The organism is Muricoccus vinaceus, assembly GCF_042433125.1.
GTDB lineage: Bacteria > Pseudomonadota > Alphaproteobacteria > Acetobacterales > Acetobacteraceae > Roseomonas > Roseomonas vinacea.
The window spans coordinates 1-25,646 of record NZ_JBHLVZ010000059.1 but is presented as its reverse complement, the minus strand read 5'-3'; the positions used below and the strand labels follow the sequence as shown (position 1 = coordinate 25,646).

Here is a 25,646-nt window from a genome sequence, read left to right as displayed (position 1 = left end):
GCGCGCCGTTCGCGCCACCGACCGGCAACATGGCGTCGTCAGGGATTGGACGAAGCTCATGAAGCGTATTCTTCTTGCGACGTGCATCGCGTCGCTGCCCGCCTACGTGATGGCGAACCCTCTCTGCGGCATGTCGGTGTCGATGGAGGGACCACCGGCCGCTGCGGCGCCGCCCCTGCTCGCCCTACCACGGCCAGTCCAGGGAACAGTGCAGGTCGTCGGTCCCTCATCGAGCGCCGAAGCTGCTGCAGCGCCGGCGGCTCAGCCGCCGCGGGCTGAAGCCGCCCCCCCGCCGCCGCCAGAGGTGCCAGTATTGCGGCACGTCGCTGCGTCCGGCGCTTCGATCCAGGAACTGGGTGAGCGCGGTGGCCTTCGGATGGTGGTGGCGCGCTCAGGAGCCGAATTCATGCTGCTCAGCGTCGCCCCGTCAGGTGAGGCGATGGTCGCGGGCATCCCTGCGGATCTGTCGGTCGCCCGCTTGCGCGAGGTCGGCGGTGCCGGCGTAACCGAGCTCGGAGAGCGGCACGGCCTGCTGGGCTTCCTCGTCCGCAGTGGGGACGCCTTTCAGGTCTTCTACGCCGCGCCCAATGGAGAGCGGGTGATCCCCGGGGTGATGTGGGACGCCACTGGCAAGAACCTCACGCGCGAGCAGGTCTCGGCGATCGAGGGCGCCATTCCCACGGTCACCATCGGCGACGTTCCCAGCACGGCAGCCCCGGCCGCCGCCACGACCGCTCGTCCAGCCGCCCCGACAACAGTCCGCGTCGCCGCCGCTGTACCGTCGCGGTGGGCACTGGCGATCGCCGAACGCACTGCGGCCGGGTCCGTAGGCAATCCGTCAGCGCCCCACGTCTGGATGTTTGCCGACCCGCAGTGCGGGTACTCGGTGCAGGCCATGCAACGCCTGCAGCCACTGGTCGCCAGTGGCAGGGTGCGGGTCTCCGTGGTGCCGATCGCCATCCTCGACCACCAGAATGCCGGGCGCAGCACGTCCGACAGTCTGGCGATGCTGAGCCGCCCCGCCGATCAAATGGTGCAAGCATGGAGCCGCGGCGATCTCCGCACCCCTCCGACTCCGGATGCGGCAGCGCGGCTGCAGGGCAACATGGAGGCGGCACAGTCCATCGGCCTTCGGGGGACACCGACGTTGGTGTGGCGTCGAGCGGACGGGAGCGAGGGGCGCCAGGACGGCATGCCATCCGATATCGACGCCCTGGTCTCCTCGATGCAAGGGGGCTGAGCATGTCGATCGACCTCGGCCCAGGCCTGCGGGACGTCACCAAGGAGCCCCGACGGGGCATGAGTTGGATGCTGGCGGGTCCCCGATGGGTGCTCCGCCGATCCGGCGAGGCGGCCGGAACCCGGGAAATTCGTGGCGGCGCGAGACTGATCCGTCACTTGGCGGCAGTGCTGCGTCGCGGGCAACCGGCAGGGACAGGCCCCGTCGCCGATGAGAACGGGCGGCTGGACGCTGTGGCAACCGCCTTCGTTATGGGGATCTCCGAGAATGAACTGCGGAGGATTTGGGCTATCCGGCGGAAACAATCGGCGCGGGTAGCCTGGGGCTGCTTCGTAGCCGGCTGGGGCTTTCTGGCGCTCTGGGCGTGGCAGGCAATGGTGACGCCTTGGACACAGGAGCGGGTCTGGGCAGCCGTACAGTTTCTGCCCTTCTGCGCCGCCTTCTTCGTGCTGTCGTTCCGCAGCGCTTGGCAGAACTGGCAGTTGCGGACGGGACAGCTAGGCTCGGCCGGCGAATACCTCCGCACGGCCGAGCCCTTCTGGCCAAGTGCTGGCTAGAAGGTTCCCGGGGGGGCGACCGTCGAGCCGCCGGCCGCCCCGGTCGCCCAGGGAGCGCGTTCGTAGTCCGGCCTGCCTGCCAGAACCCCGGGATCGTGGGGCCTGACGATCGTGCCGTTGCGGTTCACGACGGGCGGCGCCCAGATGGCGTTCGCGGAGCCGGGCGAGGCGAAGGGATCGTAGCTCGGGTGTCGGACGGTCGGGGCGGCCGGAGCGGTGTAGCTGCTGACCGAGCGGATATTGCCCCCGCTGCAAGCGCCTACGGCAAGCGCAGCGAAGAGAATGAGAGTTGAGGAGCGGCGCATGGGTCCATCCTGGTTGATGGCCCATGCTGCCGCTCAGCGGCGCGAACGAGGCGGCCTAGTTGCCGCCTTGCCTGAGGCGCTCGTTCTCCGTCTGTAGGTCGGCCAACTGCGCAGACATGCGAACGACGGCCAGTTCCAAGTCTTCGAGCTGGTCCGTTCTATCTCTCAGCATTGCGTTGGCTCCACGCTCAGCCCGCTCCAGGGAGGCTATTTCTGCCTGACGTTCGGCTGCGTGCGCCTCCAGCTCGGCAACTCGGGCAAGCAACTGGTCACGCTCGGCCGTCAGGGCGGTGCTGTGCGCACGCCACTCCTCAATCTTGCCTTCCTTCGAGCGAACCGATGCCTTCCATCCTTCAATGACTTTGTGGACCTCCTCAGCATCGTAGCGTCGGCGCCGAGGAGGTGTCGGAGAGAAGACACTACGCGTAAAGTCCGCCATCTGTCGGTCGCTCTCGGCCGCCATGCGGCCAAGAATGTACCCTGCGCCGCCACTTATGCCGGACGTAAGGCCGCAATCCTCATCGCCATCCATTTCACCCATCCCGCGACGAACTTGAGTGATCCATCGTCGCCGTCATCGTGGAGTCCATGCCATCTGCGTAGTCGGTAGCATCGCGGCCACTACCATCCGCCAGAGCTTTCTGAGATCCAAGTCTCTTCTTTGCGGCGTCAGCGGTTGAGACGGCTGCGCCTTGAATGGTCTTCAAGGCGCCGGCTGCGCCGACCAAGGCGGCATCCCGGCTGAAGCCGTCCATGTCGACCCGGTTGGCCGGGAGGAACCCGATCAGGCGGGGGACATGGTGAGGCACGAGGGAGATCATTCGAAAGGACATGACCGCCAGCACTACGTGGCAGAGCACGAAGATGCACATCAGGACGATCACGCCGATGACGTTGGTCACCACCCAGCCGTTGCCCAGCACGAAGCCGGCGGCCACCCCGAACCCCTGCCGCAACAGCCAGGACATGCTGGCGAAGATAAAGTAGCCGAGGAACAGACCCAGCAGCATCAGGACGGGCCGAAAGAGGACGTTGAAGGCCAGAGAGTAGCCCTCGGTCGCCTTCCCGTGCAGGCCTTCGCCCCGCATGGTCATGTGTGCCAGCATCCACAACGGCACGGCGATCACAGCCTCGCACACCAGGATCAGCCATCCCGCCACCCCTGCAAGCCAGATCAGGAAGGGGATCATCGGCAGCACGTAGGCGATGGTCAGGCCGGGGAGTAGCAGCCCGCTAGCGAGTGCGAAGATGGCAGGGGAGAAGAACTCCAGCGTTTTCCCGATACCGGCCGAGGTGGCACCGAGCAACCCGCCAACCAGGGGGACGCCTCCCGTGGCGGTGGTGGCGGCCTCGGCGCCGCCCACCGCGACACCGGCGGCGCCCAGAGCCCCAAGCCCGGCCGTAATCATGGCGTGCCCCACCTGCATCAGGCTGCCGAAAGGATCGGTCCAGACGCTTACCCCTGGGGCGAGTAGGTAGTTGGTGATGATGCCCAACAAGGATTCGCCCAGGTTCATGTAGCGGAACAGGCGGTCGATCAGCCCGGCGCCGTCCTCCGCAGGCGAGGCTCCGGCGAAAAGGGTGGCCCCGCCGATCGGCGTGTTCACCTGGTCGACCGTGGCGACGTGGGCCGTCATCCTGTTCATGAAGGTCTCCACCGCCGAGGTGAAGGGCAGCAAGTCGGCCGTCAGCGCCTGCCCAAGGCCTTGGCCGGTGGGCTTGGTGACGGACGGGACCGCACTCATCAGCGACAGGGTGGCTCCGTTGAGGCGGCTGAACTCGAGGTAGTAGGCGCCGGCCGAGCTCCACCCCAGCGCCGCGAGGCGGGTCTGGCTGGCGTCGGCGTTGGCCCCAGTGCCGCGGGCGTCGGCCATGGTGTTGCGCAGCTGGCTCATGGCCTGGCTGGCGGCGGCGGTGAGGCGGGTGGTGTAGTCCGCAGTGGCGGCCATCAGCACGCCCTGCAGAGGCTCCAGCGCGTTGGCCCGCCGGGTAGCGTAGAGCAGCTGGGCGGCCTGCTGGATTTGGGGCCGGATGCTGGCCTCGATCACGGTGGTCAGGATCTCGCGCTGCTTGGTGCCCATGTCGAGGCTGACCCCCGCCACGGCGCCGTCATTCCCCCCTGAGACCTGCAGGGTGACGGAGCCGCATACCGGCGCGCCGGACTCGTTACCGGCCGAGAGGCGGTAGTTCCACGTCTCGTGGGTGATGGAGCGGGTATTGCGGGTGGCGGCGTAGCGGGTCACCACCGGGGTTGGAGCGGGTACGAGGCCGGGATTGTTGGAGGCGGCATTGACCAATGCGCGGCAGAACTCGTTGCGGATCAGCCCCGCCACGATGGTCCGGGTGCCCGGTACGATGGGGTCGGCGATCACCCGGGCGTCTGCGCCGATGGCCTGCACGGCGCTGGTGTAGACAGTGCGGGCCATGCCGATGCCCCACATGGATGCCTGCACCACCGCCGCCTGCCCGGCACTGAAGCCGGAGGACAGGGGGAACATGAAGATGGCGGCGAATCCCAGCCGTAGGGCGAACATGCCGCTCATGCCATCGGTGAGGAGACGACCCGTCTCAGCGCCGCGCCACATCTGCATCAGCAGCGAATAGATCAGGAACACCATGGCGATGGTGGACACGAAGCCGGTCAGGTAGCGGACCAAGGTGCCGACGACGGTAGCGGCGTTGCCGGTGCTGACGGCACCGGCAGCGCCGCCGACGGGGAACACGGATCGAACTACGGTGGCGGCCCAGTCATCGCCGGGGTCGAGGGCCGACCAGCTCATGTCCACACCTGTCTGGGCGAGGGCGGGACCAGCGAGGAGCAGCGCCGGAATCAGCAGTCCTAGGAACAGTGTGGGCGGTGGGTGGCGCATCGCATCCTCGCGGGCGGGGTTCCCCGCGAGGATGCGACCGGGCGACGCGAACGGCGCTTAGGGGCCGGGGGACGGGCTGGAAGAAGCTGAGGCCGAGGCGCGGGGCTCGCCCTGGAAGGCGGTGCGGACGGCCTCGGTGGCCCGCCGCACGAGGTCGGCGAAGCGCTGGCCGAGTTCCTCCATCACGTTCTTGCCCTCCTGACGGGCCGGCATCTGGGCGGCGGCCTCGCCGATCTGGGCATCCAGGCGCTCGAAGCGACCCGCCATCACCCCTGGGTCAGGGCGTTTGAGCAGCACTGCCTCGGCGGCCTGCCGGTCGGTGCCGTACTGCTTCAGCGCCGACACGGCGGCGTCGTAGGACGCCGTGACCCCCTTCTCCTGGACGAGCGCGTTGTTGAACTGCGTGCGAAGTTCTGCGTGGCGGCCACCCTCGCGCATTTCGGACAGGACGCCCTGCATCCCCTGGGGGTCGGATCGGGCGGCCTCGTTGATGCGCGCCATGACGCCCGCACCGGCCCCCTGAGCGAAGCCTCGCAGCGCCTCGACCGCCTTCTGGCCGGATTTTTCGGCTAAACTCAGCGCGGTTTCATCGCTGAACCGGCTGACCACACGCTCGATGCGCTCCCCGATGGGGGTCGGGGGCTGATCCCACGGCAGGCGGACGTCGGGGCGCGGATCGGCCATCATGATGACCGCGCGGCCGAGGACGCCGCCGTTCCGGGTCCCCGCCGTGGCCTCCGGCGGCTGCGGCGAGGAAGTCGCTGCAGGCGCCTGAGCCTCCTGAGGTCGGGACGGGCCAGCGGCCTGCTGTGGAGGCGCGCCGGGCATGGTGGCTGGGACGACGGGCTGTGATCCTTCTCCGGGCGACTTGGCAGCCTGCACCCGTTCCTCGGGCTTCGGAGAGGCGACCGCCGCCGGGGCCTGCGCCACCTCGGCCACGCGCGGCGGCGAGGTATCGGCCGCCGCGCGCGGCGGGACGGGCGGCGGGCCGAGCAGGTTCACTTTGCGCTCGAGGTTCTCGATCTTGTCCAGCACGGCATGCCGGTTCTGATCGCCACCTTCGCGACCGACCTCGACGGCGAACCGACGAATATCGCCCGCCAGCTTGGGATCGTTGAGCGTCGGAACCTCCCGGAGCAGGTCATGGATGCGCTGATTGGTCAGGCCCGGAGCCGTCGTGGCCAGCTGCTCCAGCTCCGAGCGCAGCCGATCAGGCATGCCTGCCGCCGGGCCGGCGAGGCGGGCGAAGTCCTGGTAGACGTAGGCCACCCGGGTGCGGAAGGTGGCGTCAGTCAGCGCAGCGGCATTCTGGCTGCTCATGGCCAGGGCCTCGATCTGCTGGTTCAGCCGCGGATCGTGGGCTGCGATCGCGTGCCGGTGCTGATCCATGCGCTCGATCAGCTCTCGCAGCGGGTCCTTCCCCGCATGCGAGGGTGGTGGCGCCTGCGGCGCGGTGGACATGGTGGCGGACATCCTGGGCTTCCTCAGTTCGCTGCGATGGTGGGAGAGGGCATGGGTGTGAAGCCGGTGAAGCCGCGCTCCACATCCACCGCGAGGTTGGCGGCAGCAACGGCCGCGGTCTGCTGCTGCTGGCGGAGGCTGGCGAGCGCGAGGTAATTCGACAGTGCCAGCTGCTGCGCGATCTCTCGGTTCACCGCGGCGGGCGTCATCGCCTGCAGCGAAGCCGCCCAGCCCACGTCCGAGAAGCGACGCTCCACTTCCAGAGCCAGCACCTGCATCCAGGAGCCGGCGGCCGGCGGCTCGACCCCGCGAGCCCGAAGCTGGGCCTGCTGCGCCTCGTTCAGCGTCACGGTGGGCGCCTGCAGCGCGATCTGATGGCTGAACACCGACCGGGACAGCGACATGCGGGCGTCGTAGGCACGGCGCCGTGCTGCGGCATCCTGCCCTTCCACCGACGTCAGGTGGTCACCGCGTAGGGCAGCCGGAACGACGGGCTGTACGACGTTTGTGGCGTAGTCGTTGGCCGCGTTCACCTGATCACCATCGGCATAGACTTCGCGCACGAAGCTGACCGCTCGCACGTCGGCGTTCGGACGTGGCGAGAGGGTGCAGAGCCCGGCCGTCGCCTCGTCCTGGTCGCAGTAGCGGGACAGGTGCGTGGCGTTGGACGCCGTCATGGACTGCGCTTGGCCGAACCAGGCGGGCGTGTTCGGCCCGCCCTCGCCCCGGACGTCCATCACGTCGGCGATCGCCGTGGCGATGCGCGCTCCCTGGATCTGCGACTGGTTGGTGGACTGACCGCTGTCCAAGGCGAGACAAGCCTGCGGTGAGGCCGTGTGCTCGTCGCGTATCTCCGTATTGCGGAGATCGCGGGCCACCCGCGCGTTCGCCATGTTGGAGGCATCGGCGATCTGCTGGACAGCACCGATCTGAGCACGCTGGTAGTTGGCCGTCTGGGTAAATCCATCACCGAGGCGGTCGTTCAGCTGGTTACCGACGCCAGTGAGGCGATCACTGATGAGCGTCCCGATATTGGTGATGTTGTCGTAGACCTTGTCGACCGCGCTGGTCATCGCGTTCTGCGCCTGCTGGAGCAGGAAGTGCGTGATGGCGTCGAAGGTCGGCCACTCGGCGTGGGCGAGCCTCGGCGCCACGACAAGCATCCCGCCCGATATGACGAGGACGGCGGCCGTGGACTTCAAGCGGTTGCGCATGGGCTATGTCCTTCTCGCGTTAGCGGCCAGTGCTGGGCAGCGTGTAGCCGGACGGCGGCAGGGGCGAGCCATTGACGTAGAGGCTGCCGGTGGTGTTGGCGCCGGTGCCGATCGAGCCGATGGGGGGGCCGCCGCCGCCGAAGCTCAGCCGCGGGCACATCACGCCGCCGCCGAAACCTCCGAAGCCGAGGTTGAAGCCCGACACGGTGAGACCGCACTGCGCCGAACCCAGCGCCGACTGCCACGCCTGGTTCACGGCGGCGCAGAGTTGTCCCTGCACGGCGTCGAGCAGAGAGGTCGGGTCGAGCAGATTGGAGATGACGTTGAGACCGACGCCGCGGAAGAAGCCGTCCAGGCAGGAGAGATTCCTCACGCTGCTCGGCGGCCGGATCGCGGCGTCGTCGGCCTGCACGCGCGCGGAGATCGCGTCTGCGGCTGCCTGGGTGAGAGCAGCGCAACCAACGCTTCCGGTGCTCTGCGCGTGCGCCAGGACAGGAACGCTCAGCAGCGCCATGGTCAGGGCCGTGCGACGAACGAGAAGAGTGACCCGACGCATCACGCGGCCTCCTTCGCGGGTTCGCCACAGGCCGCCACAAGCGCCTGAAGGCGCTCCGGAGCGAAGATGCGGCCGAGCAGGTCCTGGCGATGCAGGGCGTCGAGAACCGTGCGGATGAAGCGACCCGCCTCGGTGGTGTCGCTCCTCAGCAGTAGGGCCTGAACATCGACCGCTGCTGCTTCGGTCCCCCCATCGAGCCATTCCATCAGCCGAAGCATGCGGGCGACGCCGAGCTGCGCCAGCACCTCCCGCGCGGTCGCACCATCGTCCTGGCCGATCCCCCCGCCGATCTGCTCGGCACTGGCCGTCCCCAGGGCCTGCCCGAGGTCGCTGAGGAGTGCCCGCACCTCCGGGGTGTCCTCCACCGGACGAAAGACCGGCACCCCCGCTCCCGCGAGGCGGGGTTCGGTTCGCTGGAGCCAGTCCAGCACGTCTGATCGTTCCAGGTCGGGCATCGCCGCGTTTCCTTCCACTCGTAGGAGGGGCAGGGTGTCGGCGGTCGACGCGAACGGCGCGGGGTTAGCGCGAGATGGTGACGGTGTTGCGGAGCAGGGTCATCCGCAGCCCGAGGGGGCGGATGGCGTCCTGCAGGGCACGGTTCCAAGGCTTATCACCGACCCAGGACACCAGCGCATCCGGGTCGATGTCATCCGCGTAACGCACTGAAAATGTGGCTGGAACGATTTGACGGGTGGCGAACGACAGCGGAACGTCCGTCCCGAATCCTCGCGCTGCCGTGAAGGACACGCTAGCTCTAGCCGTCCGGCGGGGCGAGGCCGTTGTAACTGTTCGATTCTCCGTCATATCGGCGGGGGAACCGTCAGCCGACCGCCCGATGATGACGGTCTGTCCCTGTGGCGGCCCGGAGGGCGAGAGACGGAAGTCGACTGAGAGTGGGTGGGGAGCGAGCAAGTGTGTCGTGAGAAACAACGCTGTTGTCAGAGCCATCGGGGCCTCCTTCGTCCGGAGGACGCTGGACTGGATCGGCGCGAACGACAGGACCGAACCGCCAAGTTTCCGAGCGCGCCGACTTCCGGGACCCTTCGGGCACGAACGAACGGGACCGTGAGATGCGATTCGGGCTGGGTGGAGACTGGAGAATGAGCAGGAGGAAAGCTGAGGCTCCCGAGGCCGACCGGGAGAAGGACACGCTCCTCGTCGGGGTCGGCAAGCGGGTGCGTGAGCGGCGAACCGGCCTGAGATTGACGCAAATCCAGGCCGCCGATGCCTGTGACGTACCGCAGACTCTGATCTTCTCGGCCGAAGCCGGCCTGCAGAACCTCACGCTGAAGACGTTGGGCAAGCTCGCAAAAGGCCTGAACACGACCGTGCGCGACCTCATGCCGGTCACGCCTGAGATTTTGGAGCAGGAAAGACCGCCGCCACAGACTTTGGCCGAGGCTGTCGAGAAGCTGGACCGAGTGACCCAGGAAGCGGCCCGCTTGGCCCAACTCGTCTCGTTCCTTCTTCGGCACTCCCAACAAGCACCACACCAACACCCCTCGGCCGGGGAGCGCGGTCCGGAACAGTAAGGTTCACCGCACACAGCAAGGCAACAAACCACCAGAGCGACGATTTTTCCTCATCACACCGTTATATAAGGTTGCAGCACATCGCTGTGATGAGTAATCATCGGAGCACGGAAGGTGGAGAACCGCTGTGTTCCTGTTCCATGCCCCAGTTGTCGCTCCGGTCCTGCCGATCTCTTCCCTGGCGGGGGAAGCGGTTATGCAGGTCGGGTGGCGTTACGATGCGGCGTTGGCAGGCATGGTGGGCAAGGGGCACGGCGTCGCATCCATCGCCACCTTCCTCGGGGTCGACTCTGCTTTCGTTCTGGAGCGCGTCCTCGTGCGGGGGTTGGCGACCCCACACGACCGGCCGCTCCGCACCCGCCGGCACCCGAAGGCTTGGCCGGCGGCTCACTTCCGGCGTCTGATTGACTGCTGGCTTGATGGCTGGAAAGCGGCGAGTGCCGCCGAGGCTCTCGGTCGGAGTGTGAATAGCATCTACGCGCAGGTGCGACGTCTGGGCTTGCCCCGCCGCCCGCGCCGCGAGTTGCACCAGCCCGCGCGTGACACGGTCGAGCGGATGCAGAGGGAGTGGGGCTCCCTCGGGCACACCTACCGCGATGTCGTAAGACCAACCGATGAAACCCTGGTTCAGATCATCACCAGGGCCAACGGCGAAATCCTGCGTATCGAGCGCAAGAAGAACCGCAACGAGATCCGTTGGACGCCGGCGCTCGACCACGAGATCTCTGAGCGCAGCTGGGCGAACCAGCACTACAAGGCGATCGGTAAGGCGCTCAGCATCTCCCACCGCGCCGTTCGCACGCGCCTGTCCCTGATCGGCATGCCGTCCCACGAGCGGGAGGACTTGGTCGAGCACTACGATCCGGCGCTCGGCAGGGAAAGACTGCGCCGTTCCGGCTATCGGTGGCGGGAGTGCAGCTTCCGCAAGGGGCAGTTCTTCTGGTCAGCCCACTATGGGGAGACGACCAGCAAGCTCGCGAAGAAGTCGAAGGCTTATCAGGAAGCTTCCCTGACTGCCTTCTAACCCTCTCGGCTGACACCAAGCGCGAGACACGCGGACAAAAACAGTCGGAACCGGACATGAACGATTGCAGCGAGACGCCATCGGCGTTGGCTAGCGATGACGCGCGCCCAGACGATACCGAACAACACGAGGCGGGAATCGACGATGCCTCGATGGACGCACTGCTGACAGAGCTGTCGCAGCAGGCGTGGTCGTCCGTGAGCATCGCCGTCATCCTTCGGGATCTGCGCGGCGAGTAGCGGATCGCGGTGCCGTTCGCGCCGGCAGCACGAACAATGGGTGACGAGATTGAGGAACACCCGATGCAGAACGAAGCCGCTGCCGTCACGCGTCGCCTGAGCGACCCCGACTTTCAGGGCAAGGTTGTCACACGGCTCATCGGTGCGGTGATCGCGCTGACGCTCGTGACGACGGCCGCCCTGGCGCACTCCTTCTGGCTACAAACGCGGCCAAGCGAGACGCGCTACTTCCTTGTGGACGGACGCAATCCACCTCGGCCGATCCGTGGCCTGGAAAGCCCGGTGGTCGACGACACGCAGCTGCTGGAATGGACGGTGAGATCTGTCCTTGCCGCGTACAACGTCAACTATCACGACTACGCCGCGCAGCTTAACGCTGCAGGGCGGCGCTTCTCGCTGAACGGCTGGAACACCTTCGCGCGCAGCTACATCGCTTCTGGGAACTTCGAAGCCATGAAGCGCGGCCGACTGACGTGCTTCGCGCAGACACAGCGTGCCGCGGTCATCACCGACCCCAAGATGATCGGCGGCAGGCTGGCCTACGAGATCCAGTTCCCCATCGTGCAGACCTGCGAGAACTCGCAACAAACCAGCCAGCAGAATCTCACGATCACGGCGCTCGTCGTTCGCACCAATGACGAGGATCGTCCCGATGGGCTCGTGATCGACCAACTGGTCGCGACTGCCCGATGATCGCAGCAGGAGCGAACGCCGTGAGATCCCGCACACTCGTCATCGCCCTGGCCAGTGGGGCGTGCCTTTCCGGCGGCGCCCTCGCCCAGGCGCCCAATCCCCCGCAGCAGCCCGTCGACCGGGGTGCGGTTCGCCAGCGCATGCTGGAAGACGCCATCCCGCTCACGCCCGAGATGATCCGCGAACTGGCGCGTCGCTACGGCGAGGTGCAGCGCGCCCAGGAGGAGAGCACCGCGCTGATCGCGTCGCCGGTGAGCCGGCCGGTCAACGTCACCTACCAGCCCGGACAGCCCACCTCAATCGTGCAGACCGTGCGCGGCTATCCCACCGCGCTCAGCTTTTTCGACGCCACCGGGCAGCCCTGGCCCATCGCCTGGGACACCAACTCCAACAACGCCAACGTGTCGGGCGGCGGCGGCGGCGGCGTGGGCGGCTGCTCCACCTCGCCCAACGCCGGGCCGGCCGGGCCCGGCGGCCCGGCCGCCGAACTCGCGGGCTTCCACGTCTGCGTACCCGTGCGGGGCTCCAACACCATCCAGATCACCCCGATGTCGATCTCGCCGCGCGGCGGCCTGCTGGTGAACCTGCAGGGCGCTCCCAAGCCGATCTCCTTCCTGATGGTGTCCGGCCAGACGCGCTACGACGCCGACGTCAGCGTCCACGTCTCGAGCCGCGGTCCCAATGCCCGCATCCAGATCGACACCCGACCCAACGCTCCGGTGACGGGCGCACCCTTCCTCACGGCGATGCTGTCGGGCGTGGCGCCGGCTGACGCGGTACCCCTCGCGGTCAGCGGCGTGTCGCCCGACGACGTGCGGGCGTGGCGCCTCGGCAGCCAGATCTACCTGCGCACCCGGCACACGCTGATGTCGCCGCCCTGGGACGCCTCCCAGTACGGCGAAGGCGGCACGACCGTGTACGCGCTGCCGGCGACGCCGGTGGTCCTGCTCTCGGTCAACAACCGCACGGTCTCGGCCGAGCTGCGGGAGGAGCGCTGATGTCCGCCACCACCACGCGCCGCGGCTTCCGCGGCCCGTTCAACAAGGCGGCCAGCGCCGGCCCGATGCGGTTCGTGGTCATCGGCGGCGTCGGCCTCGCCATCACCGGGGTCGTCGTGGCCGCGACGATGGCCGGCAGCGATGCGCTGCCCGAGAGCCGGGCGGCGCGGCAGGGCACCGTCAACCAACTGCCCGGCGGCACCAACTCCTCGCCCTACCAGGCGCGGCTGGCTGTGGCCGAGAACCAGAGGCAAGCGGAGCAAGCTCAGGCCCGGGGGCAGTCCTATACCCCGCCGATCGCGGCCAGCCAGCGAGCGCCCGATCTGGCGGCGCTGGTGCCGCCCCCGGCGGCGCCGACCAACGTGGCGGCCGTGACGGCGCCTCCTCCCCCGGCGATGCCGACGCAGGCGAGGCTGACGACTCCAACGTCCCCACCCGCTGCTCCGGTGCTGTTCGAGACGCCCGCCGCTCCGGCGCGCGTGGAGCCGGCAGTTACGGCTGCGCCACAGCAGAACCCGATCCGCACGGTGTCGCAGACCACGACGCAGCAGCAGCAGGTGGAAGACCCGGCGTTCCGCGAGGCGCTGAACCGCCTTATGGGCGGCTGGCAGGGGCGCCCGGGAAGAACCACGGTGACGCTTACCCCGCCGAGCTCGGCCTCGGCCGCAGAGGGCGATGAGGTACGCCGCGGCGCCCCACTGGCGCCTGCCCTGGCGCGCCAGGTCTCGGCGGGGGAAGTCGCGCCGGCCGCCGCCACAGTACCGTCCCCGCGCTCCTCCGCACCGTCGCAGGGCCGGGTTCTGGTGCCGGCAGGCCGCGGCATCTACGCCCATACCGTGCTGGCTGTGAACTCGGAGAGCGGCGGTCCGGTGGTCCTGCAGGCGGACACCGGACCGATCGCCGGTGCCCGGCTGATCGGCACCTTCACCAAGCCGGGGACGATCAGCCGCCTGGTGGTCCGGATCAACACCGTGCAGTTCCAGGGCATGGAGATCCCCGCCGAGGGGTTGGTGGTGGCGCCCGACACCATGGAGACGGCCGTGGCTTCGAGCGTCGATCAGCGCCTGGGCGAGCGCTTCCTCCTACCAGCGGCGGCAGCGTTCATTGCCGGACTGGGACAGGCGGTGGCCACCACGTCGAACACCTTCAACCAGGTCAGCCCGTTCGGGGGTCAGTCCTACATCACTCGCCTCAATCCCGAGCAGCAGCTGGCGGTCGGTGCGGGGGCGGCTGCGGCACAGGTCGGTAGGGCGCTCGAGCAGTCCGCTCCGCGCGGCCCGCTCGTCCACCTGTCCGCGAACGCGCCGGTCGGCGTGATGTTCCTGTCGAACCTCACGGCGCCGAACTGAGGTCAGAAAAGACGCGGCGCCGTTCGCGCCGCGTCCGCCCATCCTGTCGGTCTCAGACAGGTAGGGCACCATGGACACCCACGTCCCCGACAACACGCTGATCCCGCCGCTGTCGACGCGGCGCCCCAGCATGGCGCTGCCGGGAGAGGAGGAGGGTGAACTGCCCCCCGCCTCCCCCGCTGCCGCTCCCGCCCCTGCCGCGCCGCCTCGCAAGAGCCGCCGCGGCGTGCTGCTTGGCTCCGTCGCGGTCGCCGTGGTCGTGGTGGGCGCTGGGGTGTTCCTCGTTTCTCCCTACAACACGATCCTGCCGCTGGGCGTGCAGAACGCGGTCGCGACCGCGCGCGAGAGTGCGGGGAACTCCGTGCGCCACGCCGCGGAGGCGGTCGGGTTGATGGCCCCGGCGGCCCAGATGGCTGCAGCGCCTCCTCCCGCCGCCGTACCCGCCCCCACTGTTCGCGAGCCGGCCCAGCGCACGTCGCGCGAAGCACAGCTGGACGAGGTGATGGCCTATCGGCAGCGCCAGGGCGCTCCGGACCTGACCCGGCCGTCTGGCACGGCGGGTCAGCCGCGCACCGAGCCGGTTCCGCCAGCGGTTGATCGCCGTCCCATCGAGCCCACCCCCCTGGCGCGCCGCCTGGGCGAGACCCAGCAGGCAGAGGCGGCGCCGCTCGCTCGACGCGTGGACGAGCCTCCGCGCCCTGCTGAACCGGCCCAGCCCGCCCAGCCCCCGGTGGCAACCGCGGCGGCCGCGACGCCGAGCGCGCCTGTTGCGGCCGTGCCACCTCCTGCTCCGGCACCTGCCGTCGCGGCCGTGACCGCTCCGGCGCCCGCGTCCCCGGCTCCCGTCGAGGCGACCAACCCGGCTTCGACGTCCACTGCGGCGGTTGCTCCTGTGGTGGTCGTGCCCCCGCCGACGCCCGCCACACCGGCACCGGCCGATCCTGTCGTGGTCGCCGCCAACCTGCGCCCTGCCCCCATGAGCACGCCGCAGCAGGTCGATGTGCTCGGCCTGGTCACGCAGATGGCGGTGATCATGCGCAATCGGGAGGAGCGTGATCGGCAGATGCAGGCCGACCTCGCGGCCATGCGCGACCGGCTGGAGGCGTCCACAGCCGACTTCGGGCGCCGCCTCGCCCTTGCCGAGGCACGCGGCGCGATGAACGCGGCCATGGGTGCGGCCGCCGTGCCGCCCCCTGTGCCGGCCAGCGCCAGCCCTCCACCCGCACCTCCCGCCCCCGCCGCTACACCGGTCGCCGCCCGGACGCAGGCCCCCGCGCAGGCGACGAACGACGGCGTGCGCCGCCGCTACCGCGTCCAGGCCGCCTCGCCCGGCCTCGCGATGCTGTCGGAGGTCGATCGGACCGGAGACAGCGGCGCGCAGCTGCAGGTGGCCGTGGGCGACGAGGTGCCGGGCTACGGCAAGATCACGGCCATCGCCCAGCAGGGCAGCAATTGGGTGGTCCGCGCCGAGCGCGGCACCATCCAGTAGGGCGCGCCGTCATGCAGGGCTTTGTCGATTTCGCGGCCGAGATCGGTATCGCACTCGCCTACCTCGTGCCGGCCTTCGCCTACCTCGCGGCGATCGGCACCTTCCTGTTCGCCGGGTGGGGCTTCTGGCAGCAAGCCCAGCCGGCGAACCCGTTCCGCGGCAAGCCGTGGATCCCAGTGCTGTCGCTGATCCTGAGCGGCGTGTTCGCGGCCTTCCCGCGGATCCTGACCCTGGCCAGCAACTCCGGAGGTGGCTCGGTCACCGTGGGGACCGGGGGCGCCTTCGGCTACGTCCCGTCGGTCGGCGCCGGCGGCGTGCTCGGCGCCACGCCGGCCGAGACCATCGTGAACGTCGTGCAGGTGTTCCAGGGCTTCTTCCAGGCCTTCGGCGCCATGATGGCGCTGCTGGCGGTGTTCGCCTGGTGGAGCGTGGTGCGGGGTGCCAGCCGCCGCGGACAGGGCGGCTGCCTCGTGCAGTTCGCTTTCGGTGTGGCCCTCATCAACGTGCTGCCGCTGTCGCGACTGCTGGCCACGCTGTTTCGCGCCAACACCTGAAAAAAGATCGGCGCCGCGCGCGCCGATTTCCCGGACTCTCCCTTCAGAGGCGCCACACGGTTCCTCGACAACAGGAAAGCGATCCCCGTGAAGTCCATCAGCTCCGTCATCGTCACCACCCGTCGCCGGTCGCTGAAGGCCGGCACCGCCATGCTGGCTGCCGGCGCCGCGCTGCTCGTCTCCGGTCAGGCCTTCGCCCAGGCCGCGAACGGCATCGGTGGTCAGGTCGGCACCATGGCCCAGGAAGCCACCACCGCCGGCGGCAACATCGGCTCCATGGCCATGTACCTCGCCGCGCTGCTCTGCCTCATCGCCGGCGCCTGGTCGCTGTGGCAGTCGCGTCAGCCGCAGAACCGCGAGGGCGGCAAGGTCGCCATGGGCCTCGCCGGCATCGTGCTCTGCGGCCTGTTCGCCACGGGCGGCGTGTGGATCGGCAAGGCCGCCCAGACCGCCTCCGGCGGCGCGGCGACCATCACCGGCACCAACGCCCCCGTCACCTTCGGGAACTGATCCCGGTGCGCTACCTGCCGCTCCCACTGTCCGCCCACCGCTCCGCCTGGGGCGTGGAAACGGCCGGCGTGGAGCGGCAGTGCCGCGGCGCCGCCGCCGACGCTCCCTGCCGGTTCTGCGGTGCCTTCGCCGCGGGCCGGCAGGAGGTGTTTCACCTCGACGGCGACCATATGAACCACGCCCCGGCGAACCTCGCCGCCGCCTGCAGCCTCTGTCACCTCGCTCAGCACCTCGACGTCGCCGCCCGCCAGCGGTCCGTCGTGCTGGCGTGGCTGCCGGAGGTGAGCCAGGCGGCGGTGTTCATGCTGACGCGCTCGGCCCATCTCGCTCTGCTCGACGCCGATGCCGACCCTACGCTGCAAGTGCCCCCCGCCAGGGGCACCGACGCCACGGTGGCCGCATGGCGGGCTCTCAAGGCCCTGCTCGGCCGGGAGGAGCAGGCCAAAGCGCGGCTGAAAACGTCCGATCCCGGCGTGCTCGGTGCGGCTTTGCTGGCGCTCACTTCCGGCGCCTATCGCGGCCGCGCCAACCTGCTGGGAAGCATCCGGCTGGTGCCCACGGGGCGAATGCTGGTGAGTGGTGAGGACATTTACCCCCGCCTCCTCCGCGCCTGGGCCGGCCGGGCTGAGCCGAAGGCTCCCGGCCCCCTCCCCGCTCCCACCCCCGCAGCTCCGAGGAGGGCCGCATGATCGGCGCCATCTCCCGCCTCCTGGCGGGCCTGTCCCTTACCCTGAAGCAGCCGATCGGCACCTTCTGCGACGTCGAGACCACGCACGGCGACGCGCTGGTGACCAAGCATTCCGACTACCTCAGCGTCATCCGCATCGAGGGCATGCGGAGGATGGCCACCCGCGCCGACGTCGAGCGCATCGCCCTCGCTCAGCGGATGGACCTTTCCGGCGCCCTGGAGGACCCGGGCCACGCCATCATGGGCTGGTTCATCTCCGATCCCGACCAGTCGGCCGTCGAGATCGACCGCCTCAACCTCAATTCCTGCCGCACCATCGCGCGCGAGCTGGGTCTGGACGTCGGCGACGTGCTCAACGAGCGCGCGGCGCTCTGGCCCAAGGTCATGCGCTGGGAGGCGGCTTACTACGTGCTGTGGACCCGTCGCTCCGTCCTGACCAAGGAGGAGCGCAAGCAGATGGGGGAGGAGCAGTCCGCTCTGGCGAAGGCCGGTCCCCGGGCCGGTGACAGCCAGCGCTACTATCTCCGGTCAGAGGTCATGGCGGCGCGTCACGACGCATTCGTGCTGCGCGTCGAGGCCGCGCTGAAGGCCAACGACATCGCCACCCGCGGGCTGGGCGCGCACGAGGCACTGAAGCTGGTGCGGGAGGCGGTGTACCGCGAGACCTCCGGGTCGGACTGGAAGGCCACCCTCATGGGCGACCGGGTCATGCCGCGGGCGACCGAGGACGAAGCCCGCAAGGTGGACGCCGCGCCCGGCATGCTGTGGCCCGCCATCCGCGAGCAGATCTTCCACGCCGACGCCGAGACCCAGGGCGGCCAGAGGGTCCGGATCGGCGACAACGACTACGCTCCCGTGGACATGGCGGTCGGACCGGAAGACCCCCGGCCCTTTGTCGAGCTATCGGCCCGGTTAGGGCAGGACCGTATCCCTTGGCGCGGCTCGATCCTGATCGAGGGTGGTGGGCGCTCGGCGATGCTGCTGAAGTCGATCGGCGCCACGGCGTTCTCGATGTTCCCCGGCAATGCCGATGTCCGCCGCGCCTTCGAGGCGTTGAAGCAGGAGCGTGACGACAACGGCCATGTCGGGGTCAAGCTGAGGGCCTCCTTCGCCACCTGGGCACCGACCGGCGACACCCAGAAACTCCGCCGTCGCGCCTCCACCCTAACGCAGCGGCTGGAGGGCTGGGGCAACTGCAAGGCCACCAGCATCTCGGGCGACCCCCTGGAAGGGGCGCTGAGCAGCGTCCCGGCCCTGGCACTCGCCTCGACCGGCACGCCGGGCATCGCGCTGCTGGGCGACGCCTTCGCCATGCTGCCCTGGAATCGCTGTGCCTCGCCCTGGGAGCAGGGCTCAGTGCTGTTCACCCGGCCCGACGGCGCAATCTGGCCCTACGAACCCGCCGGCAGCTCCAAGCGCCCGCTGGTGTGCGACATTTTCGTGGCCCCGCCAGGCTCCGGAAAGTCGGTGCTCGCCAACACGATCAACCTCGGCCTGTGCCTCAGCACCGCCGTGTTAGGCTCGCAGGGTGCGAAGCTGCCGCTGATCGGCAAGGCCGACATTGGACCCTCCGCCCAGGGGTTCGTGCGGCTGGTGCGAGAGGCGCTGGGACCGCAGCGCGAGCACGAGGCCATTTTCGTGACGATGCAGTTCCGGGCAGGCTACGAGTTCAACATCTTCGATCTGCAGGTGGGCTGCACCTATCCGCTGCCCATGGAGAAGGCGTTCCTGCAGAACTTCCTGTCCCTGGCCACCATGCCGCCGGGCCAGAACACGCCCTTCGAGGGCCTGAGCCAGCTGATCGGCTACGTCATCGACGAGGCCTACCGCCTTTGCACCGACGTGCCCGGCGGCTCCCCCAAGCCTTACCGGGCCGGTGTCGAGCCGACCGTCGATGCCGCGCTGTCGCGGCACGGCATCGTGCTGGAGCACGCCGAGCCGTGGTGGCGGGACGTTGTGGATGCCCTGATCGACCGGCAGGACTGGCGGCTTGCCGAGGTGGCGCAGCGTCACGCGGTGCCGACGCTCGAGGATCTGGTGGTGGCAGCCAGGGGCGATCAGGTGCGCGACATCTTCGACGAGTTGAAGATCGCCACCACGAGCGAGGACGCGATCGGGCTGTTCGAGCGCTACATCTACGACTTCATCAAGAAGTTCCCGACGCTGAACTCCCCGACCAAGCTGGATTTCGGACCGGCGCGGATCATCGTGCTCGATCTCGCCGCCGTGGCGCCGACCGGATCGGCGGTGAACGACCGGCAGACGGAGATGATGTACCTGCTGGCGCGGCACATCCTGGCGCGGAACTTCACCCTGCACCCGGACTACGCCGAGTACGTGCCGGAGAAGGTGCGCGACTACCAGCGCGCCCGCTTTCAGGAAATTATGGAGTCGGTGAAGCGGCTCGACTACGATGAATGGCACCGCACCAAGGGCAGTCCCCAGGTCCGCGATCAGGCTGCGCTGGATGTCCGGGAGGGGCGGAAGCACAACCTGCAGCTGGGCTTTGCGTCGCAGCGCCTGAGCGATATGGGCGAGGAGCTTGTCGGCCAGTCCACGGGACGGTTCATCCTCAAGACCGGCGACGAGAAGGAGTGCAACGAGGTCATCGAGCGCTTCGGGCTGAGCAAGGCCAGCGCCGACGTCGTGCGCTTCGCCCTGCAGGGTCCGGGCCCGAAGGGGGCGCCGTTCCTGGCGGTGCTGCTGGCCGGGGGCGCGAAGTACGAGCAGATGCTGGTGAACTTCCTGGGGCCGGTAGAGCTGTGGGCGCTGAGCACCACGCCCGGTGACACGGCGCTGCGCAACCGGCTGTACGCGGCTCTGGGCTTCAAGGAAGCGCTGCGCCGTCTGGCACGGGTGTTCCCGCGTGGCTCGGCCGTGGACGAGATCGACCGCCGGAAGAACGAGCGTCTGAAGCGCGGCGAGTTGGACGCCCGGGCGGAGGCCGGTGTGGTGGACGAACTGGCCACCGAACTGACCGATGGCAGGGGCATGGGCATCGTGCTGCGCAACGTGGCGCAGGACAACGAGGCGCCGCGGCGGATGATGGCGGCCGAGTAGGGCAACTGGCGGGAAGGGAGGGTGTGTTCAGGATGAACACACCCGTTAATCGTGTTACGATCCATGCCGCGGAGCGTACGACCCCCCATCAAGCAGCAGCTTTACAGTGTTGTCCGTGAGGCCCTCGCTCTCTAGGCGGGCACGATGTCCAGGCGGAATATGCCAGGGTTTGGCACCGCGCGGAGTAGCTCTACGGGGTGCTCTCGGTCACGCACCCAGCTTGCCACCTCGGCCGCATCGGCATCGGATATCCGGGCACCCAAGACGATCCCGTCGAGCGCTTTAGGCGCGTAGGTGATGAGGCCGAAGCCTCCGCCGGGTCGGACCGGAGAACCGGGGTGGCTCAGAATCCGCCACTCTCGTTCGTAGGCCCAAAAGTCGGCCTTCGACAGGATGGACTTGTCCACAATCGTGTCGGCATCGTCGAGAACGGGGTTCACTATGGGCCGCTCTGCACAATAGCGGACGCGCTGGGCAGCGCGAAACGGGAAGGCCCACTCTGCGCTGCTGAAACGGAGACAGATTCCAGTGTGCGACGCCGAATAGTGGCTCCACATCAGAACACTGTCTGCACGGGCCGATAGCGACAGGACACCCGCGGTGTTGACACTCCGCCACGTCGCTTCCCGCATGCCGGTGAGGAACTCGGGGGAGTTCTGCCGACGGCGGGAGTCTTTTTGAATCATGCCGAGTTGAGCCCGTAGAACCGGCCTCGACATGGTGGGTGCCTTCTCGCGAAACAGCTTCATCATGTAATCGCGGAACACCTTCGGCGGCGCGGCCATCGAGAACCCAGGAGCGCAGTCGAAAGGATCGTTAAAGTCCATGGGCCGAGAGAACCAAATCTTGCTGTCGGCGATGATGGAGCGAGTGCGATCCTTCGCGTCTCCCAGCGAGCGATATTTAAAAAAGTGCGTCGGCTGCTCATCGCTCACCTCAGGCTCCCTGCTCGCCACCCTGTAGCCCCCTGCACCGCCGCCGCTGTCTACCGGTTTCCGCTGCGGGAGGCGCACCTCGCTTTCCTCCTTGATGCCTCAGTGATCTCCAACATAGTTCCTGCTCCGTCCGCCAGGCCCCACTCCATGGCGCCCATGAGCAGGGCAGCGTGCCGATAGTAGCCGAACTCCGCGCATCCCGTTCGCGCCGACTGCCGGCACTCTCCGCTGCGACGAGGTGGAGATCCCCATGGCAAGCACACGACTGAGGTTGGCGGTGGCACTCGCGGGGCTTGTGGCCCTGGCCGGCTGCGCCGGCACAGGCCCGGCCACCGAGATCGTCACCACCGGCATGCCCAATCCCGAGGTAGCCCTCCGCCGCTCGATGGAGCAGGTCGGCCAGCAGATGGCGCAGCTCGGCGGCCTGAACCGCCCGGCACTGGCCGCCGGCCAGGGTCCTGTAGTGCCGGAGGAACTCCGGCGTCCGGTGGCTTTCACCTGGAACGGGCCGCTGGCCGACGGCGTGCGCAAGCTGGCCGGAACCATCGGCTACAACGTGGTCGTGTCCGGGGTGGAGCGGCCGCAGCCCGTGGCCGTGGCAGTGAACCTGCCCTCCACCACGCTGGTGGACGCCTTCGCCGCGCTGGGCGAACAGGCCGGTGCCTACGCCACGGTGCAGCTCGATCCTGCCAGCCGCACCGTGCAGGTGGTCCACCATGTCTGAACCCCGCCGCTCTGGCCTACGATCCGCCCTGCTGGCCGCGACGGCACTCGCGGCTTTGGCCTTCGCCCCGGGCGCCCGCGCCGAGGGCTCGGTCAGCTTCCTTGCGAGCCCGCCTATGCCCGGACAAGCGCAGTACGAAGCCGCATCCCGCACACTAACGGACCAGATCAACCAGCCCATCACCGGCGCCAGCACCCTGCCCGTGGTCGAAGGCGTCGAGGCACCGCCCTCGCTGGAGGCCCTGCAGGCGGCCCGCCCGGGCGACCAGGTTGGCGACGGCCTCGAGACCGGACGTGCCGAGGTGCTGCGGCAGGCCGCCACCATCTATGGCGCTCAGGGAGGGCTGGCGGCCCGCTCCTTTGCCATCAACGAGATGCTGCGCCGCTACGAGGCCCAGCTCACTGCCACCTACGACTTCCGCCCTCTGGTGCTTTCGGTCGGGGGCGGTCAGACGCTGATGCGTCCGCCGATCGTGTCCGAGGCGCAGATGGCCTTCGCGCTGGGCGAGAACGGGCAGGTGGCCCGGGAAACCTCGTGCATCTTCGAGATCACGCGCGAGGCGCAGCTGACCTCGGCCCCGCCGGATTGGCGCTCCTACCTCGTGCGGTCCTGGGGCACGCCGGCACGTCCGGCCGACGCCGCCCTGCCACGGACCCGCCAGGAGGTGCGCTACTGGGATCGCTGGGTGGCCGAAGGCTGGGCCCAGGGCGAGAAGCAGGCAGTGAACATCTTCCTGTCCGACCTCGGCCGCCTGCAGCGTGACTTGATCGGCATGGCCCGCTTCCGGGTGCTGCTGCGCGCCGGCCTGGTGGAAGAGCCGCGGATCGCCTTCGAGAGCAGCGCCGCGGATGGTGGCCGCTCGCGTCTGGCGATCGGCGACCGCACTGTGCGGATCACCGACCAGCCGGGGCTGCAGCGCAACCCACGCCGCTGGCAACCAGGGGCTGGCTGCCGATGAGCGCCGCGCTGGAACGGCGCCGCGGCGATGCCGAGGTGACCACCGAAGGCTGGCCCGAGCAGGGGCTTCGCTGGGTCGAGGATCTCCGCAAGTCAGCGCCCGGGCTGGACGCCCTGCTGACCTGGGCGCACCGCGAAGGCGCCTCGCGCATCTCCTTCCAGACCGGTGATCCAGTGTGGATCATGGTTCACGGGCGCAACCGCCGCGCCACCCGCGCTGCGCTGAGCGAGGTGGAGGTCTCCGCTGTAACCAATCACCTCTACGGGGCGGACGGCACCGGGCGCTTGAAGGGCGGATCGGATTTCGACGTTTCGTATTCCGTGGCCATCAGTCGCACGGAGCGGCTGCGCTTTCGCGTCAATGCCACCCCTATTCACACCAGCCGCCGCAGCGGCCAGAACCTGGTGTTGCGTCCCATTCCTGACATGCCGCCGGACCTCGACGCACAGTTCGTGGAGCCGGAAATCCTGGAGAACTACCGACCGAGAGGCGGATTCGTGGTGGTCAGCGGATCCACCGGCTCGGGCAAGAGCACGCTGATCGGCGGCTTTACGGTAGCAAAAATGAGGGATCCGAACGGTCACTACAACATCGTCGAAGGTGCGGCCCCTATCGAGTTCCTGCTTGACGGCCTTAAGGGTCCGACGTCGACCATCGCACAGACGGAGATCCCGAGGGACCTGCCGACCTTTGAGGCCTTCATCCGCGGCTGCTGGCGGCGGGAAGCCACCGACATCATTGTCGGTGAGAGCCGCGACGGTGCGACGATGTCCGCGTCACTCAACGCCGCCATGGCAGGATCCACGGTGACCACCACCATCCACGCCGACGATCTGGCGCTGACGATCCAGCGCATGGTGGCGCTATGCCCCGGTGACGAACGCGACAACCTCGTCACTTCGATCGCGCAGTCGCTGCGGCTTATCATCAATCAGCGACTGGTTTTCTCGACCGACGGCAAGCGCACCGCGCTGCGCGAGTACCTCGTGTTCGACGCTCCGCTCAGACGTCGCCTGATGCAGACCTCGCCCTCGGACTGGCCTGACCTGATCCGCACCACGCTGGAAACCCAGGGTCAGTCCTATCGCAAAGCCATCACCCGCGCGCTGGAGAAGGGCCGGATCAGCCCCGCCGTTGCTGAGAGTGAGATGAGGAGGATCGGCTGATGTGGCGCAACACTGCCTTGCCCATTCGCTTCCTGATGCTGGACGCACGCGCCCTCCTGCCGGTGCTGTGCCTCGTCACCTACTGGAGCTGGACCACGTTCTACATCGCCCTGCTCGGGACCGCGTTCTTCGGTGTTCTCTCGTTCTTCGGGCTGACCCTGCCTGCGCTGTTCCGCATCGTCCGGGGCTGGCTCGTCGGTCGGCTCCGACCCGCGGTGCCGGCCTGGAAGCGCCGGAGGCTCGCATGAGCGGCTCTCTGGACCTCGGCGCGGTCGGGCGCACCCTTCAGCGGCTGGTGGAGCGGGACGGGCGCCCGCTGCTGCTTCGCGATGAGGCCACTGGCCACGATCACCGGCTGCCCGCCGCACTGGTCGCCGCTCCGGACGGCCTGATGCCCAACTTCCTGGCGGCGGCTAACGTCGTCTGGCGGGCGGCGACGGGCCGGCATCTGGGGATCGAGCAGGAGCACGATCCCGACGCGTTGCTGGGCTACCGGGTGAAAGGCATCCGCGGCGAGCCGTTCTCGGTGGTCATGCTCTCGGCCATGGAGGCCATTGAGCGGACCGGCACGCCGTCCGCCCTGCCGGTCACCGACTTCGCCAAGCTCTGGCAGCAGCTGCGACCGCTGGGCGCCATGGGCGGGCGCGACGTAGCTCCCAGTGGGACGCAAGGGCCAACGCCATGAGAACGCTGCTCCTCGCGGTGCTGGCCACCGCGTCGGTGGCCGCAGCACCCGTCAGGGCCTCGGTTTCGGACGGCACAGTGTCGGCTGTGACGGAGTGCATCCAGGCTGCAGCGGCGCTGCACCGGGTTCCATCGGGCGTGATTGCGGTGCTGCTGTCGGTGGAAGGCGGTTCGATCGGGCGGGTAAGCCAGAACACCAACGCCACGGTGGACATCGGACCGATGCAGATCAACCAGATCCATCTACCGACCATCGCCCGGCGCTGGAACACGACGCCCGCAGCGGCCCGCGAGGCGCTACTGAATAACTTCTGCGCCAACGTCGAAGCGGGAGCGTGGATTCTGCGGCGTGAGATCGACGGCGCCGGCGGTGACTTCTGGGAGGGTGTTGGCCGGTACCATTCGCGAACCGAGGTCTTCAAAACGCGTTACCTGCGCAAGGTACTAGAACACGTCATGCGGCTTCAGCGCATCATTTTGCCAACTGATCGCGTAGCGGCACGCCAGTAGAGTTTACCAAGACACCTACGAGCCGTTCTCGTAGACGCTGGGGCTGGTAGGCCATTAGGCTACTGACATGGCGGATGACCTACCGACACTCGCACAACGTCTGATCGACTGTGCAGCTGAGGCACTGGCTGAGCAGGATGGCCAGCCATGCACGCCATCTGTCCTACGGCAATACAGTGACGATGGGCAGGCTGTGGCGGCTGCCGTGCTCCAAGCTCTGCTTCCTACTCGCAAGATGGATGGTGAGGTTATACTGGAGGGGCCGGACCTAGGAGCGTGTCCCGGTAACGGCTGAATTGGCTCGACAGGTGGGCTGGGTGGTGATTCGCT

At 68.5% G+C, this 25,646-nt stretch carries 28 protein-coding genes; 19 read left to right on the top strand and 9 right to left on the bottom strand.

The window, feature by feature from the left end:
• The first annotated feature begins 58 nt into the window (after window positions 1-58).
• Together ACFFIC_RS17285 and ACFFIC_RS17280 are read left to right on the top strand one after the other, a co-directional pair.
• Window positions 59-1,240 carry a hypothetical protein gene (locus ACFFIC_RS17285; RefSeq protein ID WP_377052579.1) on the top strand — a complete coding sequence of 394 codons (1,182 nt, stop codon included), beginning with the start codon at window positions 59-61 and terminating at the stop codon, window positions 1,238-1,240.
• Between the two features lie 2 nt (window positions 1,241-1,242).
• Entirely contained in the window at window positions 1,243-1,797 is a 555-nt protein-coding gene (locus ACFFIC_RS17280) for a hypothetical protein (RefSeq protein WP_377052577.1), read from the top strand.
• Here the strand turns inward: ACFFIC_RS17280 and ACFFIC_RS17275 are convergent.
• From ACFFIC_RS17275 to ACFFIC_RS17240, 8 genes are all read right to left on the bottom strand, one after another.
• Window positions 1,794-2,102 (bottom strand): hypothetical protein, encoded by a 309-nt coding sequence (locus tag ACFFIC_RS17275; protein WP_377052575.1) that lies wholly within the window; start codon window positions 2,100-2,102, stop codon window positions 1,794-1,796. The two genes, ACFFIC_RS17280 and ACFFIC_RS17275, sit on opposite strands and share 4 nt — an antisense overlap.
• Window positions 2,103-2,157: 55 nt before the next feature.
• Window positions 2,158-2,634, bottom strand: coding sequence for a hypothetical protein (locus ACFFIC_RS17270; protein WP_377052573.1), 477 nt, complete (start codon window positions 2,632-2,634; stop codon window positions 2,158-2,160).
• Window position 2,635: 1 nt separating this feature from the next.
• Window positions 2,636-4,882, bottom strand: a complete 2,247-nt coding sequence (locus ACFFIC_RS17265) for a DotA/TraY family protein (protein ID WP_377052571.1) — start codon at window positions 4,880-4,882, stop codon at window positions 2,636-2,638.
• A 147-nt stretch (window positions 4,883-5,029) separates the two neighbouring features.
• Window positions 5,030-6,445 (bottom strand): hypothetical protein, encoded by a 1,416-nt coding sequence (locus ACFFIC_RS17260; protein WP_377052569.1) that lies wholly within the window; start codon window positions 6,443-6,445, stop codon window positions 5,030-5,032.
• Between the two features lie 11 nt (window positions 6,446-6,456).
• The gene (locus ACFFIC_RS17255) at window positions 6,457-7,647 is read right to left on the bottom strand and encodes a hypothetical protein (protein WP_377052567.1); all 1,191 of its coding nucleotides are present in this window, start codon (window positions 7,645-7,647) and stop codon (window positions 6,457-6,459) included.
• Window positions 7,648-7,666: 19 nt separating this feature from the next.
• Window positions 7,667-8,161 (bottom strand): hypothetical protein, encoded by a 495-nt coding sequence (locus ACFFIC_RS17250; RefSeq protein WP_377052565.1) that lies wholly within the window; start codon window positions 8,159-8,161, stop codon window positions 7,667-7,669.
• 41 nt (window positions 8,162-8,202) lie between these two features.
• A complete protein-coding gene (locus ACFFIC_RS17245; protein ID WP_377052563.1) occupies window positions 8,203-8,658 on the bottom strand; it encodes a type IVB secretion system protein IcmW in 456 nt (151 codons plus the stop codon).
• Window positions 8,659-8,722: 64 nt separating this feature from the next.
• Window positions 8,723-8,866: a hypothetical protein gene (locus ACFFIC_RS17240; protein ID WP_377052561.1), complete on the bottom strand. Its 144-nt coding sequence runs from the start codon at window positions 8,864-8,866 to the stop codon at window positions 8,723-8,725.
• 407 nt (window positions 8,867-9,273) lie between these two features.
• On the opposite strand from ACFFIC_RS17240, the gene ACFFIC_RS17235 reads away from it, so the two are divergent.
• The 11 genes from ACFFIC_RS17235 (at window position 9,274) to ACFFIC_RS17185 (ending at window position 20,339) form a co-directional block, all read left to right on the top strand.
• Window positions 9,274-9,735, top strand: a complete 462-nt coding sequence (locus ACFFIC_RS17235; RefSeq protein ID WP_377052559.1) for a helix-turn-helix domain-containing protein — start codon at window positions 9,274-9,276, stop codon at window positions 9,733-9,735.
• A 127-nt stretch (window positions 9,736-9,862) separates the two neighbouring features.
• Complete coding sequence (locus tag ACFFIC_RS17230) at window positions 9,863-10,759, top strand: hypothetical protein (RefSeq protein WP_377052557.1); 897 nt, start codon at window positions 9,863-9,865, stop codon at window positions 10,757-10,759.
• A gap of 56 nt (window positions 10,760-10,815) precedes the next feature.
• Entirely contained in the window at window positions 10,816-10,998 is a 183-nt protein-coding gene (locus ACFFIC_RS17225) for a hypothetical protein (RefSeq protein WP_377052555.1), read from the top strand.
• 63 nt (window positions 10,999-11,061) lie between these two features.
• A complete protein-coding gene (locus ACFFIC_RS17220; RefSeq protein ID WP_377052553.1) occupies window positions 11,062-11,691 on the top strand; it encodes a DotI/IcmL/TraM family protein in 630 nt (209 codons plus the stop codon).
• 20 nt (window positions 11,692-11,711) lie between these two features.
• Window positions 11,712-12,689, top strand: coding sequence for a DotH/IcmK family type IV secretion protein (locus ACFFIC_RS17215; RefSeq protein ID WP_377052551.1), 978 nt, complete (start codon window positions 11,712-11,714; stop codon window positions 12,687-12,689).
• Window positions 12,689-14,038: a DotG/IcmE/VirB10 family protein gene (locus ACFFIC_RS17210; RefSeq protein ID WP_377052549.1), complete on the top strand. Its 1,350-nt coding sequence runs from the start codon at window positions 12,689-12,691 to the stop codon at window positions 14,036-14,038. The genes ACFFIC_RS17215 and ACFFIC_RS17210 overlap by 1 nt, the downstream gene beginning before the upstream one ends.
• A gap of 70 nt (window positions 14,039-14,108) precedes the next feature.
• Window positions 14,109-15,527 carry a hypothetical protein gene (locus tag ACFFIC_RS17205; protein ID WP_377052547.1) on the top strand — a complete coding sequence of 473 codons (1,419 nt, stop codon included), beginning with the start codon at window positions 14,109-14,111 and terminating at the stop codon, window positions 15,525-15,527.
• Between the two features lie 11 nt (window positions 15,528-15,538).
• A complete protein-coding gene (locus ACFFIC_RS17200; protein ID WP_377052545.1) occupies window positions 15,539-16,081 on the top strand; it encodes a hypothetical protein in 543 nt (180 codons plus the stop codon).
• Between the two features lie 87 nt (window positions 16,082-16,168).
• Window positions 16,169-16,591, top strand: a complete 423-nt coding sequence (locus tag ACFFIC_RS17195) for a hypothetical protein (RefSeq protein ID WP_377052543.1) — start codon at window positions 16,169-16,171, stop codon at window positions 16,589-16,591.
• 5 nt (window positions 16,592-16,596) lie between these two features.
• Complete coding sequence (locus ACFFIC_RS17190) at window positions 16,597-17,280, top strand: HNH endonuclease signature motif containing protein (protein WP_377052541.1); 684 nt, start codon at window positions 16,597-16,599, stop codon at window positions 17,278-17,280.
• Window positions 17,277-20,339 (top strand): ATP-binding protein, encoded by a 3,063-nt coding sequence (locus ACFFIC_RS17185; RefSeq protein WP_377052539.1) that lies wholly within the window; start codon window positions 17,277-17,279, stop codon window positions 20,337-20,339. The genes ACFFIC_RS17190 and ACFFIC_RS17185 overlap by 4 nt, the downstream gene beginning before the upstream one ends.
• Before the next feature lie 131 nt (window positions 20,340-20,470).
• Here ACFFIC_RS17185 and ACFFIC_RS17180 read toward each other — a convergent pair whose 3' ends face one another.
• Window positions 20,471-21,274 carry a DUF2971 domain-containing protein gene (locus ACFFIC_RS17180; RefSeq protein ID WP_377052537.1) on the bottom strand — a complete coding sequence of 268 codons (804 nt, stop codon included), beginning with the start codon at window positions 21,272-21,274 and terminating at the stop codon, window positions 20,471-20,473.
• A gap of 250 nt (window positions 21,275-21,524) precedes the next feature.
• Between ACFFIC_RS17180 and ACFFIC_RS17175 the strand changes: the two genes are divergently transcribed.
• The 6 genes from ACFFIC_RS17175 to ACFFIC_RS17150 are packed head-to-tail and all read left to right on the top strand — an operon-like array spanning window position 21,525 to window position 25,316.
• Window positions 21,525-21,998, top strand: coding sequence for a DotD/TraH family lipoprotein (locus tag ACFFIC_RS17175; RefSeq protein WP_377052535.1), 474 nt, complete (start codon window positions 21,525-21,527; stop codon window positions 21,996-21,998).
• A complete protein-coding gene (locus ACFFIC_RS17170) occupies window positions 21,991-22,956 on the top strand; it encodes a type IV secretory system conjugative DNA transfer family protein (protein ID WP_377052533.1) in 966 nt (321 codons plus the stop codon). The genes ACFFIC_RS17175 and ACFFIC_RS17170 overlap by 8 nt, the downstream gene beginning before the upstream one ends.
• The gene (locus ACFFIC_RS17165; protein WP_377052531.1) at window positions 22,953-24,122 is read left to right on the top strand and encodes a type IV pilus twitching motility protein PilT; all 1,170 of its coding nucleotides are present in this window, start codon (window positions 22,953-22,955) and stop codon (window positions 24,120-24,122) included. The genes ACFFIC_RS17170 and ACFFIC_RS17165 overlap by 4 nt, the downstream gene beginning before the upstream one ends.
• Window positions 24,122-24,370, top strand: a complete 249-nt coding sequence (gene icmT / locus ACFFIC_RS17160; protein ID WP_377052529.1) for an IcmT/TraK family protein — start codon at window positions 24,122-24,124, stop codon at window positions 24,368-24,370. Before ACFFIC_RS17165 ends, icmT begins: the two co-directional genes overlap by 1 nt.
• On the top strand, window positions 24,367-24,807 hold the full coding sequence (locus ACFFIC_RS17155) for a hypothetical protein (RefSeq protein ID WP_377052527.1): 441 nt from the start codon (window positions 24,367-24,369) through the stop codon (window positions 24,805-24,807). The genes icmT and ACFFIC_RS17155 overlap by 4 nt, the downstream gene beginning before the upstream one ends.
• Window positions 24,804-25,316 (top strand): lytic transglycosylase domain-containing protein, encoded by a 513-nt coding sequence (locus ACFFIC_RS17150; protein ID WP_377052525.1) that lies wholly within the window; start codon window positions 24,804-24,806, stop codon window positions 25,314-25,316. Before ACFFIC_RS17155 ends, ACFFIC_RS17150 begins: the two co-directional genes overlap by 4 nt.
• The last annotated feature ends 330 nt before the right edge of the window (window positions 25,317-25,646 follow it).

Excerpts from the sequence above, each read along its gene's own strand:
- ACFFIC_RS17175 (WP_377052535.1), top strand. The coding sequence starts at position 21,525 with ATGGCAAGCACACGACTGAGGTTGGCGGTGGCACTCGCGGGGCTTGTG.
- ACFFIC_RS17260 (WP_377052569.1), bottom strand. The coding sequence starts at position 6,445 with ATGTCCGCCACCATGTCCACCGCGCCGCAGGCGCCACCACCCTCGCAT.
- ACFFIC_RS17165 (WP_377052531.1), top strand. The coding sequence starts at position 22,953 with ATGAGCGCCGCGCTGGAACGGCGCCGCGGCGATGCCGAGGTGACCACC.
- ACFFIC_RS17265 (WP_377052571.1), bottom strand. The coding sequence starts at position 4,882 with ATGAGCTGGTCGGCCCTCGACCCCGGCGATGACTGGGCCGCCACCGTA.
- ACFFIC_RS17250 (WP_377052565.1), bottom strand. The coding sequence starts at position 8,161 with ATGGCGCTGCTGAGCGTTCCTGTCCTGGCGCACGCGCAGAGCACCGGA.
- ACFFIC_RS17210 (WP_377052549.1), top strand. The coding sequence starts at position 12,689 with ATGTCCGCCACCACCACGCGCCGCGGCTTCCGCGGCCCGTTCAACAAG.
- ACFFIC_RS17200 (WP_377052545.1), top strand. The coding sequence starts at position 15,539 with ATGCAGGGCTTTGTCGATTTCGCGGCCGAGATCGGTATCGCACTCGCC.
- ACFFIC_RS17255 (WP_377052567.1), bottom strand. The coding sequence starts at position 7,647 with ATGCGCAACCGCTTGAAGTCCACGGCCGCCGTCCTCGTCATATCGGGC.
- ACFFIC_RS17270 (WP_377052573.1), bottom strand. The coding sequence starts at position 2,634 with ATGGATGGCGATGAGGATTGCGGCCTTACGTCCGGCATAAGTGGCGGC.
- ACFFIC_RS17245 (WP_377052563.1), bottom strand. The coding sequence starts at position 8,658 with ATGCCCGACCTGGAACGATCAGACGTGCTGGACTGGCTCCAGCGAACC.
- ACFFIC_RS17170 (WP_377052533.1), top strand. The coding sequence starts at position 21,991 with ATGTCTGAACCCCGCCGCTCTGGCCTACGATCCGCCCTGCTGGCCGCG.
- ACFFIC_RS17225 (WP_377052555.1), top strand. The coding sequence starts at position 10,816 with ATGAACGATTGCAGCGAGACGCCATCGGCGTTGGCTAGCGATGACGCG.
- ACFFIC_RS17285 (WP_377052579.1), top strand. The coding sequence starts at position 59 with ATGAAGCGTATTCTTCTTGCGACGTGCATCGCGTCGCTGCCCGCCTAC.
- ACFFIC_RS17205 (WP_377052547.1), top strand. The coding sequence starts at position 14,109 with ATGGACACCCACGTCCCCGACAACACGCTGATCCCGCCGCTGTCGACG.
- ACFFIC_RS17280 (WP_377052577.1), top strand. The coding sequence starts at position 1,243 with ATGTCGATCGACCTCGGCCCAGGCCTGCGGGACGTCACCAAGGAGCCC.
- ACFFIC_RS17220 (WP_377052553.1), top strand. The coding sequence starts at position 11,062 with ATGCAGAACGAAGCCGCTGCCGTCACGCGTCGCCTGAGCGACCCCGAC.
- ACFFIC_RS17155 (WP_377052527.1), top strand. The coding sequence starts at position 24,367 with ATGAGCGGCTCTCTGGACCTCGGCGCGGTCGGGCGCACCCTTCAGCGG.
- ACFFIC_RS17185 (WP_377052539.1), top strand. The coding sequence starts at position 17,277 with ATGATCGGCGCCATCTCCCGCCTCCTGGCGGGCCTGTCCCTTACCCTG.
- icmT (WP_377052529.1), top strand. The coding sequence starts at position 24,122 with ATGTGGCGCAACACTGCCTTGCCCATTCGCTTCCTGATGCTGGACGCA.
- ACFFIC_RS17150 (WP_377052525.1), top strand. The coding sequence starts at position 24,804 with ATGAGAACGCTGCTCCTCGCGGTGCTGGCCACCGCGTCGGTGGCCGCA.
- ACFFIC_RS17275 (WP_377052575.1), bottom strand. The coding sequence starts at position 2,102 with ATGCGCCGCTCCTCAACTCTCATTCTCTTCGCTGCGCTTGCCGTAGGC.
- ACFFIC_RS17235 (WP_377052559.1), top strand. The coding sequence starts at position 9,274 with ATGCGATTCGGGCTGGGTGGAGACTGGAGAATGAGCAGGAGGAAAGCT.